The 14,344-nt window shown below is 39.0% G+C and carries 10 protein-coding genes and 1 pseudogene; all 11 read right to left on the reverse strand.

Annotation, left to right across the window (positions count from 1 at the left end):
• Positions 1-5 precede the first annotated feature (5 nt).
• Complete coding sequence (locus AC58U0_RS03245) at positions 6-1,196, reverse strand: TnsD family Tn7-like transposition protein (RefSeq protein WP_497377624.1); 1,191 nt, start codon at positions 1,194-1,196, stop codon at positions 6-8.
• A complete protein-coding gene (locus AC58U0_RS03250) occupies positions 1,190-1,945 on the reverse strand; it encodes a TniQ family protein (RefSeq protein WP_497377625.1) in 756 nt (251 codons plus the stop codon). Before AC58U0_RS03250 ends, AC58U0_RS03245 begins: the two co-directional genes overlap by 7 nt.
• A 12-nt stretch (positions 1,946-1,957) precedes the next feature.
• On the reverse strand, positions 1,958-3,676 hold the full coding sequence (locus AC58U0_RS03255) for an ATP-binding protein (protein WP_497377626.1): 1,719 nt from the start codon (positions 3,674-3,676) through the stop codon (positions 1,958-1,960).
• Complete coding sequence (locus AC58U0_RS03260; protein WP_497377627.1) at positions 3,660-5,831, reverse strand: TnsB C-terminal domain-containing protein; 2,172 nt, start codon at positions 5,829-5,831, stop codon at positions 3,660-3,662. The genes AC58U0_RS03255 and AC58U0_RS03260 overlap by 17 nt, the downstream gene beginning before the upstream one ends.
• A gap of 15 nt (positions 5,832-5,846) precedes the next feature.
• Positions 5,847-6,680 (reverse strand): TnsA endonuclease N-terminal domain-containing protein, encoded by an 834-nt coding sequence (locus tag AC58U0_RS03265; RefSeq protein ID WP_497377628.1) that lies wholly within the window; start codon positions 6,678-6,680, stop codon positions 5,847-5,849.
• Positions 6,681-6,840: 160 nt separating this feature from the next.
• Positions 6,841-7,056, reverse strand: a complete 216-nt coding sequence (locus AC58U0_RS03270; protein WP_497377629.1) for a hypothetical protein — start codon at positions 7,054-7,056, stop codon at positions 6,841-6,843.
• A 236-nt stretch (positions 7,057-7,292) separates the two neighbouring features.
• A complete protein-coding gene (locus tag AC58U0_RS03275) occupies positions 7,293-7,679 on the reverse strand; it encodes a hypothetical protein (RefSeq protein ID WP_497377630.1) in 387 nt (128 codons plus the stop codon).
• A 490-nt stretch (positions 7,680-8,169) separates the two neighbouring features.
• Positions 8,170-8,750, reverse strand: a pseudogene (locus AC58U0_RS03280) (GNAT family N-acetyltransferase).
• 568 nt (positions 8,751-9,318) lie between these two features.
• The gene (locus AC58U0_RS03285) at positions 9,319-10,056 is read right to left on the reverse strand and encodes an SDR family NAD(P)-dependent oxidoreductase (protein WP_497377631.1); all 738 of its coding nucleotides are present in this window, start codon (positions 10,054-10,056) and stop codon (positions 9,319-9,321) included.
• Between the two features lie 27 nt (positions 10,057-10,083).
• A complete protein-coding gene (locus tag AC58U0_RS03290; RefSeq protein WP_497377632.1) occupies positions 10,084-12,528 on the reverse strand; it encodes a glycoside hydrolase family 2 TIM barrel-domain containing protein in 2,445 nt (814 codons plus the stop codon).
• A gap of 187 nt (positions 12,529-12,715) precedes the next feature.
• Positions 12,716-14,314: a response regulator transcription factor gene (locus AC58U0_RS03295; RefSeq protein ID WP_497377633.1), complete on the reverse strand. Its 1,599-nt coding sequence runs from the start codon at positions 14,312-14,314 to the stop codon at positions 12,716-12,718.
• Positions 14,315-14,344 lie beyond the last annotated feature (30 nt).

Consider the following 14,344-nt stretch of genomic DNA (forward strand, 5'->3'; position numbering starts at 1 on the left):
ATAGTTCAATCTCCATAAATTGTATTGGTAATTTTCGTTATTCCTTTAATTTGTTCACTCATCCATTCTTGCACTTCATCAGAGCAACCTTTTAATGCTGTAAATCTGGATTGTAATAATTTCAAAGAACATCGATGGTATCTAGATTCCATGAACCATTCAATTATTTTGGGGAACTTCCTTACTAAAAATTGATCTTGGCTTTCAACACTTTCTTCTATTAGCTCAATCGTTTTTGGTATCTTTTCCGTGAATCTTTTTACTCTACTTCTTACATAGCTAGGTAAATGTCGATATATTTCTTGTTTCGTTACTCGGTAATCTGGTGGAGATATCCATACCTTTTGTACGGCATCAACTACAAATGAATACAATTCATCATCTAAAGTATCTTGATTTAATATCTTAGGTAATTTCTTTTTAGGAGGGAGTATTCCCTCCATCCAACTTGGTTCATTCTTCATGACCCAATCATACCTATGAATATTATATTTCCTTATTTCTGGTCTTGTTGCATCATTACCTAGCGCCTCAATTGCTTCCATTATAGTCTCTTTACAAGTTTCAATTTTGGAAGTTGAAGTAGCTGCCGCTTCATGAAAGCCAAACTCTATTGCCTTCCTAGCCGTCTCTAAATCGATAGCTTTCGTCCCTGCCCTTACATCTGTCCTGTAAGGCCTCAAGTATTTACTGACAGTTGTTTTATTAGATTGTAAAAGGTCTGCGATCTCTTGTATTAGGTATCCATTTTGATAGTACTGAAGAGCTGTATTCATAAATAAGAATCCCTGAGTATCGACTGAAAATAAGCTCTCATCTTCTTCTTTTGGAAGACCTTTTCTAGTAAATATCATTCCACATTCTGGGCAAGTAAAGATACCAGTTACCCACTCATGAACTTTTCGTCTGCATTTAGTAATGATTTTTTTATTGTGATAAAGGCAGATGGGATTTACACAGGCCCATGGACCATGACCAAAGGGAAGAGCTATTGCATATGACTCACTATTATTAAAAAATGATTCAGCTGATCCTGCCAGAAAACGCATTAGCAGCACATATAAAAGTATATTTTTACGAAGGCAATCCTCTTCTAAAAATTTAACCATGAATTTTTCGCCAAGAAGTTCATTTACGGTAAATCCCAGACGTGACAAGTTCCCCTCTCCATAGAACTCAACAAAATCAATTAGCAATTTTTTTTATAAATAAAATCTCCTCTGAAGTGAATATACCCTCTACATCCAGTCAGTGTAATTAACCTTCGATGTACGGTATCAGAAGTTATAAACTCATTACTTAATAAGTACTGTAGATCAATTAAGAGATTTAAACTAAGACTTTCAACTTGTACTGGTTCTCCATAACTTAATACTCTGACACCGCAATAGCATCGCGGCCCAATCAACATGATACTTGTAAGATCATTAGCAAATGGTTTACTGCAGGTTAAGCAACGATTAAGAAGTTGCACACGATGTGTTGGGCATACATTTAAAAATGAAAGTTGATGAATACGATGCACGTAACTCTCTCCAAATGTTTGATAATCGTATTCCAAACAATGTGGACAGTACCATACGTGCTCTGATATCAATCCTTTACTACCATTTTTATCTAACAAAGCAGGTTTAGAGGATTCCATTGAACTACCCATCATCCTACTTATATATTCAGAATTTAGTTCCACTGATAGAAAGGGACGAAATAACGGGTAAAATGTATGATTTTGTAAAAGTTGAAAACAGAATTCATTTTCGATACCCAACTGATCAACTAAACGAGACAAGTTCACTGGAAACATCGTATTTTTTAAGTTTTTTCCAAAAAGCTCCTTTCTACTCTGAATATAAGAAGTATATGGAGACCTCAAATGATATCGATGCACTATGCTTCGATAGTCTTCATCTAGATATGGAGTTGGAAAGGACACGATTTTCCCCATACATTCACCTCCTCAACCCCAAGATACAAATTCATCATATTCACCAACAAGACTAGCCGCCCTAAGCGCCTCATCTACCGTTTTACTTTCTTTAGTTCCTTGTAAAACAATATATCGAAGATCTTCTTCATCGAATTCGCCTTTCTTTTTCTTTTGAATTTTCCCAGCTGTTTTCACGGGCTTTTCCATATGTACATTTGGAGTTTTACTTTGTCTTTTTGAGAGTATTAACATCGCCAACTCTGAATATAGATGCTCTGTATCATCTACTTCCCTATTCTCATGCTCTATATTTTGCGCATATCTATCTGCTTCTTCCTGACTGCAGCCCATCTTCATTGCAAAACCTATGAGCTTATCTATAAGTAGTTTTCTATTCCTTTGAATCAAGATTCGTTGATGCTCTTCCGACATTTGACCATCAATTTGAACATTATGTCTTGCTTCCATTAAATATTGATTAAAAGATACCCAATCTGGCTGGAGATCATCATATTCTTCTGGGTTAACATCGTCTCCACTGCGAATACGTTCAAAAATGGGCTGTACTAATCGAAACGTTTTATTAGCAACTTCTTCGATCATCTCAACAGTGATCTTCTCGTTATCACTATATAAAATCGCATGTGATTGAACGTGCATAAATAATTTAACAGCGAAGTCAGGGATACCAATTGTATGATAATACATAACTGCTTTTAGTTCTGGTGTTAGTTCAGTGAAAGCATGGGTGTACTGTTGATCCCATAGACTTTCTATAAGTTGTTCCCATTCCCAATCATCTTTCATTCGATCCGTTATGTTTTCTGAATAACCATCCGGGATTCCCCTACGACAATTTGCTAAGCATGTTTTAAAAAGATACATGGCTTTAAAAGTGCCTATAATTATAATCGGGATCCCAATAGAATTAGTCAATTCTGTAATAAAATCAATCATTTTTGCATCGCCGCCAGATTGAGCACGGTTGACACGTTGTATCTCATCAATAACAAGAACACCTAAATTAATTAGTCCTGCTACTTTGGCCATCCTTTTTGCTAAAACTTCAATCCTCCCATCTTTCTCAGCTAGATCTTCATAATAAGTTGTCCCTAATAGGTCATCCACCGCTCTATAAAAATTTCTACAAAGCGCTCCAACTGACTTATTGCTTGGGCACTCAATTTTTAACCATACGACTTGCTTACAAGGCCATGGCTTACCTCTAAAATTCGTATGATGAATCACTTGTGGGAATAGGGAAAGTAATTTGTCATAAGTCTTTGACTTCCCCATACCGCTTAGTCCAATCTCTGCACATTGTTGAGCTGTTTGAATATGACCAACGAGATTAGTCCCATCTTTATTAAGTCCATGTTCCAATATTTTGTCATATCCTACAGCAAGTTGCCTCTGATAGATTGGTGTCATCGGATTTCTTGACTGATAGCCTATCTTCAGCATCGTATACAAATTACGATATTTATTAAAATGAGCTGATAGCGGTAACCAAAAGCTAGGCTTTATTTGTTGAATAAGTTCTAAGCGTTCTTCATCATCCAATCGATTAAGATTTCCATTAAATCGCGGTATTGAAGACAATAGGTCATAAATTTCATCTCTAGATAAACGATCTGGCAGAGCCTCTATATGAGGATTCCCCTGATATTCTGGAACAAACTGATCCTTATATTCAGCTATTACTTGATAACCCTTTAGATAAACAAAACGATCAGTGTTCTCGCTCACGGTTTATTCTTCTCTCCTTATTCTTTGACATTAAAAATAATTGCATTTGATCCAACTTTGATAGGGATATCTTTGGTTCGGGCCGCTCGAATGGCAAGACCTCTCCTTTAGGTAATAGTGGAGTTTCTTCTTCAACATGATGTGGAACTGTAGTCCAGGCATTACGACTAGATATTGAACGTTTATCCATTTTCCGAACTAATCGTTTATTTCTATGTTTTGATGCTTTAGATTTCCCCTGCAAAGCCTTCTTAGTCTTTTCGGTTTCGGAGTTGGTTAGGTTTCCAGCATACGCATCCATTTCTGCTTCTAACTGAATTTTCCCCTTATTTTGTTTCTTAAGTTGGTTCTTTTTGTAAGTTAGTATTACTTTCAAATCGTCAAAGTGAAGCCCTTCATAGTCCTTAAACTTTGTCGTAAGATAACAAGGAATTAATGAACCATCCTTAGATTTAATAAAAATACTGCTGCAATTTCTAGGATCATAACTTATCTCAATATGTTTCTTTCCTTCAAACTGCTCATTTTCAAACCATGCTTCTCTAATTCCTCGGTCACAGGTATAACATACTTTGCTAAATGCAATACCGCCCCTAGTCACCATGGCATTTCCTTTAGGTAATAACGAATAACGTAATAAATCACGCGGCATTTCATGAAGTAAGTTTCGTTTCAAGCCCCAGTTCCATACCGAAAGCGGCGTTAATTCAACCTTCTCCTCAAACAATTCTTTCGTTACAAAATATCCTCCACTCAATGCACTTTTATTAAATTCGATAACAAATAAAATAACAAGCTTGGTGAAGGCTTCTATTGTATACATTGCTTCATCTGCAGGATTTTTATCTCCCCTTACCCGATGTTCCTTCCGAACTGCTCCAGGACTCAACTCTCGCATTCGCATACAAAATTTTCTGAATTGCTGTTCTATGTAAGGCTTTAAATCCCCTCTGTATGAGGGAGCATTGGCCACACGCACACGAATATTGACTAAGTTATTTGAGTTCTTGCTTTTATGTTCCCCGCGATCTCCAATAATAAATTTAGGTAGATGATGACACGGCCAATCTTCTTCTGTAATATCAATTTCATGTTTTGCACAATATTCTACTTTATCAGTTGCTGCGTTTTCCAAAGCAACCATCTCTTCTTCCCATGATGGATTGGTACATACATGCGCACCTGCGATGGTTCGAGACATCACATCTTTTACAAAGTATACATGCGCTCGACCAATTACTGTCTGCCTATCAAGCGACATCAGCATGACATCGGCAGGAGTCGAGTCAATCTCAAACAATGCCCCAGGTCCCTGTATGTCCTCAGCCGGTGTTCCCATTAATGCTCTTGCATTCATTTCTGCTTTACGGTTTCCGTACTTTGCACCGTACTTTTGCTTTGAATCGTATTCCTTACTATACCAATACCTAAATTGTCGCTCACTGGGGCAGTTTTCCATGACAATTATCGGTACCATCACGCCGTACTTTCGAAAATAGCCTTCGTTATAGCTTTCTTCCAACAAAGACTTGAATGTTTCCCTAATAGTTTTCTCTTCAGTGACATGATACTTTTTTATAGCTTTTCTGAACTTCTCCTTATCTGAATCTGTAATAATGTAAGTATTTCCGTCTTCTGATTTCGGACCTGGTTTGTTGTTATATGTCCTTGCTTCACTCGGAACTCCGCAATCAAAATAATTATTCAACAAACTGTTAATCGATTTACCATAAAACCAGTATTTTTTCATTAAATGATATATTACCTTTGCAGACTTCCCTGTCCTATCCATTGCCTCTTTAATTAATTGCCCTCGATATTCTGGAAGGTATGCTTCTGGTTCTTTAGACACAATCGACTTTATAATATGCCACTTTTCATCGCGATTTTTTTCATACTTTTTTAAATACTCCTCATTAGGTGCCAATAACCTTAAGTCGGGTTCAATAATGAATGTCCTTGCATGCTCATCTTCAATTTGTTGAATAAGATCTGAATATGCCCGGAAATAAGGGAACTTCATATCATCTTTATTACTTATATTTATAAGAACTACTTGGCTTTTATCTAGCGATATCCATAAAACTCGTTCAAGAATTACTTCATCAGTTGAAATGTCATTGAATCCTATAATCGTATTTTCAAAAATATGCATTTTTCAATTTACCTCCTATGCGTATTGAATAATACGATCACTCTGTACTTTTCCTAATTCAAGCGATAAGGGTTTACTTTCTCTGATGAGTTGATTCATGTCGGTTACCCAAACTTTATTGCATAACATGTGTTGGACTATATATAATGAACTTCCTGCCTCTAATCCAAGTTTAATATCACACTTTAAACATGTCTTACTTAATGAATCTTTTCTACCATATTGAGAGAGTAACCAAAACAATTTTTCTTCTACCATGTTCACCACCTCTTGGTCAATACCAGTCCTAGTTCCTAAATACTTTGCATCATACATCCAGTCAATGTTTTTTATCAAATTGATAGGTTTCCCCACATCAAATATAATCCTCCAGTCAAGCCCTAATTCTTTAAAGTATCTTCTTTCAATTTCAAATAATTCTAGCGTTCTTTTGGTCAGTTTATTTACAGGTTTAATTGTTCTTATTGAATCAGAACATCCTTTTGTTTTATCAGAAATAGTCAGATTAAAATCAGTGGTCATTATGACATTTTCTCCATTTAAATGGGGATGAGTTATATTTAATTTTTTTGCAATATCCATTGTTAACTCAATCGGGGTAAGCGGATATTGTTCTCTTATATCCGAAACATTATCAGCCCAATCTTGGACTAATAGGTATTGGTATTCGTGTTTGGATAGTGTGTGGTGGATTCTATCTGATTTCCAACCTAGCGTTCTTGTTAGCCAGCCCTCCGAGGCTACCTTGTTGTCATGAGCCTGTATAAATGGCACATACTCTTTACCGCAACCTTGACCCCTTCCATCTTTTAATCTATTCAGATTAGATTTCTTAATAATTCTTTCCATTACAATTTCACCTCTCCCAACACAAAAAGACGCAAAATGAATTACATTCTGCGCCTCGTGGTGTATATCAATATACTATATATTGTATCATTAAAAGTTAAGCATAACAATATGTTGTAATTTTGCGGTGTGAATATTTCAAACCACTTCAAATGTTATATTATTCTTCGTATTCTCGATATTTAGAATAATTATTATGTATTAGATTTTCCTTTGTGCTGAAGCTGCAGAGTTGTCCTTCAAGTTCTTCAATTCTCCATTCAAGCATTCTAGTGTATTCCAGCATACCTTCTTCCGTTGTCTTTGTAATAAAACCAGGAACCCCCTTTTTCTCTACATCAATTTTTCTTTTGAAATCCCCACTTCTTCTAATCATTAAGGGCCTCATCCTGGTCTTCTTATACTTTTCTATTAAACTTTTACACTGCTTCCAAACCTCAAAATTATGCTGCAATAGAATTAATTTATAGTAATGATCGCAGTTTTGCGTAAAAGGGTAGTCATGATGCTTCTTATTTCTTTCTATGTTTACATGACAAGCTTTTATTATCTTTTCTACCTCTTCTAAAAGTTCTTCCAGTTTGAAATCCCCCTACCGTATTATTTCTAGTCCTATTGTTTAATACTTTCGCCCTGTGCTCCCCTCCATTTGGTTTCATTTATACTTTTTGTAGTTCTGCGCTTGCTTTGCTTTCGTAAAGCTTTCAATGATTGAATGCTTTGGAAATATCGTTCAAGCTTGCTTCCGGGGAAATCACTCGCTCTAAGTGTATTACAAACATCCAAGGATTCCTCCTCCGTATTTAGTATAAAAATATTAGATACATTATCTACATAATAGTAAACTTTAATCCGCCATCCTTTCTCTGTCATCGCTTTCTCAAACCATTGCTCTTTAACAGCCCGAATACATGAAAATCTAATACCCAAGAATAAGATTCCTTTTGGCGTCACCTTTGCATAACTAATTTTTAAATCCTTTGGTGCTGATTTTTCCATATAAAATTCCCCTCTCTACGAATCTATCACTAGTATTATCTAAATTTAATATTTTTAATCAAAATAATATATTGTTTTTAGATATTTTTATGTTGATCAACCCCACAACAATAATCGATATCATTGGGGATTAAAAAAGATGACCCCTGTGCAATACAGGAATGATCTATTATCTATTGTTAGCTGCCTAGCTATAACTAGTTTTTTTAAAAGTGTCCTTGACAGAGGGTCCATATCATGGCAGGAGTGGTTTTGTCTTTAAATGCTGATATATATTTTGTAGTCAAACTGTACTTTGTGTTTAGATACATTACTGTGACCCGTATCACAAAGGGAGCGATGATAATGATAATTCGTCGTTCCACCTCTACTGCCCTTTCAACGAACAACAGCAGCGCAATGTATGCCGGCTGCCGTCATGTCGTGATTAAACTATAGTTCCCAGTTAGATTAATTACGAAATGTTAAATGCTTCGTTGACACAGGATTGCTAAAACTCCACACCGCGAACTTTAGAAAACACCATTGTATCACGCAATGAACCATCAACAGAAAGATCATCATTTCGTATTATTCCTTCTAAAGTAAAGCCTAACCGCTCGGCTACTCTATAGCTTCTTATATTTTTTGAGTCACATCGAATTTCTACACGGTTAGCTTGTAACTCTTGAATCGCGAAATTCAAAATAGCCTCTACGGCTTCAGTTATATATCCTTTCCCTCCAAAAGATGAACGAACCCAGTAACCAATCTCAAATCTTCGTACCTTCCAATATTGTGAAGCCCACTACTGCCGATTAATTCCCCAGTTTCCTTTAACAATATGAGTAATCTCATATCGGAGCGTTCTAAGAATTTTAATCTCGCTTTTCGTATGTTTGCCTCTGATTCTTCTAGTGTAGGCATGGTTTGTGCCCATGGCATCCAAGGAATTAATTCATCCATACTTTCTCTTATCGCTTCATTTACTTTGATTCCATCATCTAAAATTGGAGCACGAATAAGTAAACGTCTACTTTCAAACGCCTCTGGTATTGAAAACAAAATCGGGTCAAATATTTTCCATCTAATCTTGATCGTTAGCGGGGAAAAGGTAGCCGATCGTTTGTCAGCTGCCATCAAGTCATGATTAAACTATAGTTATCCGTTAGTTAGTCACAATGGTTGCATAATTCTATAGTCAATGAGTAAGGAACGATTCTTTAAGGTGGACTACTTCATCAGCAATTCTGGCTACATACTTCTCGTTACTTACAGGCAGAATTATTGCCCCTCCTGCTTCTTGAAGTATCTTTAAATATTTCCTGCTATATTCACTCAATATGTATTCAATTCCATGTGGCTCTACCCAGGGAGCGCAAAACAATTTCTTCTGGAACGCAAAGCCTATTGCAAGGGATGCTCTCCATCCTTCACCACTATTAAATTCAAGAGGTCTATAAATTTAAAATCTTCCTAGTTTAACATTCTATAAAAACTATAAATTCCTTTATCTAAATGAACGCCAATTTTTTTACCTCCATAAAAAGGTATAGCCTCTTGCAAATATTACGGCAATTGGCTATACCTAGTGAACCTAAATATAACGTGAATTAAATCATCTCTCAGCATGTCTGGACCCTAGAATCCCTACTCCAGATTAAGACGCGAATCTGCCCCCGTCGATGACAAGTTCTGCCCCCGTTACGAAAGAGGACTCATCAGAAGACAAGTACAACACACCATACGCTATATCATCTGCCACACCAAACCGTGGCAATGGTGTTTTTTCCTCGAATTGGTTCTTAAGCGATTCATGCTGAAGGATTCCTTCCGTCATCGGCGTTATAATCATACCCGGATAAATCGAATTCACGCGGATATTATTCTTGGCATGATCAACCGCTGCTGCTCTGGAAAGAGCACGAACGCCTCCTTTGGAGGCAGAATACCCGTTAAATCCTCCGCCTGTTAGAGCCGCGAGGGAGGCGATGTTTACAATAGAGCCTCCTCCGGCTTGGCTCATGATCGGAATTACATGCTTCATACCAAGGAAAGTTCCGGTTAAATTTATTTGTAAGACCTTGTCCCAATCCTCTATCACACTTGTTCTGCTGCTGATACCCGCGCTATTTACAAGAACATTTATTAAACCGTAAGTTTTCTGTGCTTTCTCCATGACCGAAGTCCATTCCTGTTCGCTTGCAACATTTAATGTAATGGCCAGGGCTTCCCCCTTAAAGGCTTCGATTTCTTCTGTCACTTCAACGAGTTTGTCACTTTGAACGTCCGTTAAGATAACCTTGGCACCTTCTCTGGCCAACAGAACAGCACTGGCTCTTCCTATGCCGCTACCAGCGCCTGTAACGATTGCAGTCTTTCCGTTCATACGTCCCATAGTCCGCCCATCCTCTCACTAAACTAGTTAATTTACTTGTATCTTAACTGCTTTAGAATCAAAACCTTCCACACGAACTGACAACTCTGAAATCCCCGACTCATACCCACTGCGGACCACAGCAAGCCATCTACCTTTATAAGCAGTGAACGTCCCCTTTGTATAATTCTCGGTAGTCTGTGCCCGACCAGTACCGAAGGCTGCCAACGTAGCTGCGCCTTCTACGGTCGCCGTTGCCAAATATTCAGCGTTAGTTACCAAGCGTCCCTCCTCGTCCACAATTTCTACAACAACGAAAGAAAGGGATTGTCCATCTGCAGACAGCTCAGTACGATCCGGGATCAGGCGTAGCCTAGCAGGGGCACCTGTAGAAACTACACAGTCAAACGAAATCTGTTTATCGCCTGTATAACTAATCGCCTGAATAGTACCAGGTTCGTACATCAGCTCGAATGTAGCCGTAAACCGATTCATCTTCCCTGCAGGCTGTCTGCCAAGGCTCCTTCCGTTTAGAAGCAATTCTACTTCTTCCGCTGCAGAATAAACTGCCACTTGAACCGGCTTTCCTTCATAGCCGTCAAAGCTCCATGCATGCTCAACATCGGGCCAGCCCCAGCGGGCCACAATCTCCACCAAACCATGATTTCTCGGATGGCTTGAGGTAATATAGGTTTCTTGGGAACCCCAAATGATTCGTCTGTACGCCAGTTGCGGCCGTTCAAATCCACACAAATCAAAGTCGGAGTCATTCGCGGTTCGCCAAGGAAATGGGGACTGGTGTATTTTCGTCGATGCTCCAACAGCTAATTCGGGAGCCAGATGCTCCACTTTGCCAAGTCCAGCTTCCCCAATATAATCATGACTGGTCCAGTTGAAATCCCCGATCACTTGGGGGAAACGTTCAACATCAGCCCAGTACGCCGCCATCTCCATTGGTTTACTTTCCGTGGAACAAATGACCCGATTTGGGTACTTGTGGAGAGCCTCTTCATAATGGTAGTTCAAATAATTGTAGCCCACCACATCCATCGGGGCATTCAGTGCCTCTGTGTAATCTCCCCAGATTCTTCTGCCGAACTCCGTATCCAAATTAATCAAATCTCCGCCACGTTTCGATTTTTCAAGTAACTCTTGGTAGAACTTCACCTGATCTTCATCGTCCAACCCGCTAAAAAATGAGCAGACGGCGTTGGTGACCGGTCGTGTTGGGTCAAGCTCGCGCACCCTGGCCGCCAGTTTCGCGGACCATAGATATCCCCGAGACAATCCGCCCCTCTCTGGAACTTCATTACCGACCGACCACATGATTACACAAGGACTGTTTCGGTCACGAAGAATAAAGGCATCCAAATCCTTCCTCCAGTCTTGCTCGAAGTATTGGCTGTAATCGTGAGCGTTCTTTTCCATCGTCCATACATCAAATGCTTCATTGATGACCAAAAGTCCTAAGCGATCGCATGCTTCTAGCAAATCCCGGGACATGGGGTTATGAGAGAAGCGTATAGCGTTATATCCATTGTCCTTATGAATTTTCATCTTACGGTATTCACTGTCCTTAAATGAGGCAGCACCTAGTATGCCATTGTCATGATGAACGCAGCCGCCTTTCAATTTTACAGTTCTCCCGTTTAGCATGAAACCATTATGAACATCCACGGTGATCGTCCGAATTCCGAACATGGTACATTCCGTATCTGTGACGGCTTCCCCATCCGACAGCTTGGCAGTAATACGATATAGCTTGGGAGAATCGATGTCCCACATCTCAGCTTCTTTAACAGCAATCATTACGCGTCCAAAACCTTGCTCACTAGAGGGAACATGAACTTTGACCACACCTTTTCCCGCAATGGTCCCGCAGGCCTCTTTCTCAAATTGAAGATCTACCCAAACATCTACAGTTTCTCCCGAATGGTTCTCAATATTAGTTTCTACCAAGATGTACGCCGTACCATTGACGATATGAGACGTCTTTGCGAAGATCCCCCAAGGTGCGATGTGTACCTTCGGTCCGCAGAGTAGATCGACGTGCCTATACAAACCAGAACCGCTATACCAGCGGGCGTTGGGCTGTGCCTCATTATTTACAGTCACCGCTAACCGATTCGGCTTCCCGACTTTCATATAAGGAGTCAAGTCAGCATGGAACGGTGAGTACCCATAATGGTGTCTAGTCACGGTATGCCCATTCAAAACAACGGTCGTGTTCATATACGAACCGTCGAACTCCACGAGTAACCGCTTATCTTTATATTCCTCAGGGATATTTAGTATTTTGGTGTAAGTACCGATTCCTCCCTTGTAGTAACCTGATAGTGCTCCTGCAGGTGCATCTGGAGAAGTATCCGTCTCAATCATGAAATCATGCGGTAGGTTAACAGTTTTGGTTTGCAAAACCATCCCCGGAATCGGTCGGGATGTAGGTTTGCCGGAGACAAACTCCCAAGCCTTGTCAATGTTCTTCCTTTCCAAAATCCATCCTCCTTGTGGCCTTCTTCTTCAAACTTTATACTTTAATCATATCTCCAACGTTAGATGTAAATTAACACTATAGCGACTATTGTGATAACACTATAGCGAGTTATTTTTCGTAACTTTGACGAAAAAACGGAACGTTCCATTGTTTAGGAGCGTTCCGTTTTTCTGGGGATTGATAGCCTTACTGCTCGTTGAAATGCCTATATTCATTAGGATTTAAACCTGTCAGTTTTTTAAATGTTCTTGAGAAGTAGGAAAAGTGGCTGTATCCAACAGCATCAACAATATCGCCGATGGATAAATTCGTTTTTAGAAGCAGTTCCTTAGCTAAATTCAATCTCTCGTGTGTAAGATACTCCATTATGGACAAACCTGTCTCTTTCTTGAAAATTCTGTTTAAGTGGTCTGGATTCAGATAAGCATGCCTCGCAATTTCCTCCCGTGACAGATCACTCTCATCTAGATGTGCGGCTATAAATTGCTTCACGTTCTCTACAACCTGATGCGGGGGCTGAGATTCCTCACCATTGGACAGAGCCTTGTTCACCGTATATTCCACCCAGGTCATTAAATCCACCACAGATTTTTGAGCGTTTTTGGATAATTCCATCGAGATGGAGTCACTAAAAAGTTCATGGGCTTTCTTCCCTTTAGCCAATAGAATGAAATAGACCGTTTGAAGAAAGTTTTGATGGAACTGATTCAGCAATTTTACATGGATCTGGGATAACTCCATCTTCTCTTCAAAGTAAACCTTGATTTCCGCGATCACTTGTTCCTTGAAACCTTTTTGCAACATAATTGCCCAAGGTTTCATATCAGGTATTGGAACATTGATTTCCTCTACGGTCGAAGAACCAGTAAGAAGGAAGACTTTATTTTCATAAGCTACATTATTTCGTTCGAACGCACGCAATTTCGATAATGCTGCAGCCATTTGATGGATTTCTACGATGTGGCCAATATAGCATGTCAGATCACAAAAGAAATAACGCTGGCATGACTCTATATAGGATTCACAGTTATCAAAAAGATTCTCACCGTTATTTTGCTCAGTAGCATGAGGTACAAACGGAATAATAAAGAGCAGCACTCCTCTGTCAATCGTTAAGATTTGACCGTCCATTTGTTCCTTAAATATTAAGTCCTTAGCCGCATTTTTCAGAGCATATTCCATTATCTTTTCTTCCCGCATGGTGAGTAGTTTGAGCCACCGACTTATAGAGATTAGAACAGGCAAAAATGTCGTTCCCTTTGGAAAAGATATGTTTCTGCCTTCCATTATTCGCTGCACAGATTCTTTATTAGAAGCAATTTTTTGATCCAGTAATTCCATCCAAAAGTGCTCCATGATAGCTGGTTGATTAGCACTCCATAATTGTTTTAATTTGGAAACACTTTGTGTTTCATTTAGTCTGGATTTCGCCTTCACAATCGCCTCTTCTAGGTCTTGATCCGGTACTGGCTTCAGCAAATATTCGACTCCTCCAAGCTTCATAGCCTGAGTAGCATATCGAAAATCAGCATGACTAGTAAAGAAGATCGTCTGTACATTAAGAGCATGCCGATTGATCCATTCCAACAGTTCCAACCCGGATCCTTGCGGCATCTCAATATCGCAAAGCAATATATCTATTTTATTCTGCATCAATATTTCCTGAGCCTGAATGATATTATACGCTGTAAATACCTCCGACAACTCCAGCTTTTCTACATTCAAATCGGTCAGTATTCCTTTGACTACAAGGATTTCGTCATCCACAATTAATAAATTAAACATGTCAACTTTCCTCTCTAGTCTAGTTCTTGC

The sequence above is a fragment of the Paenibacillus sp. J31P190 genome, from assembly GCF_059692075.1.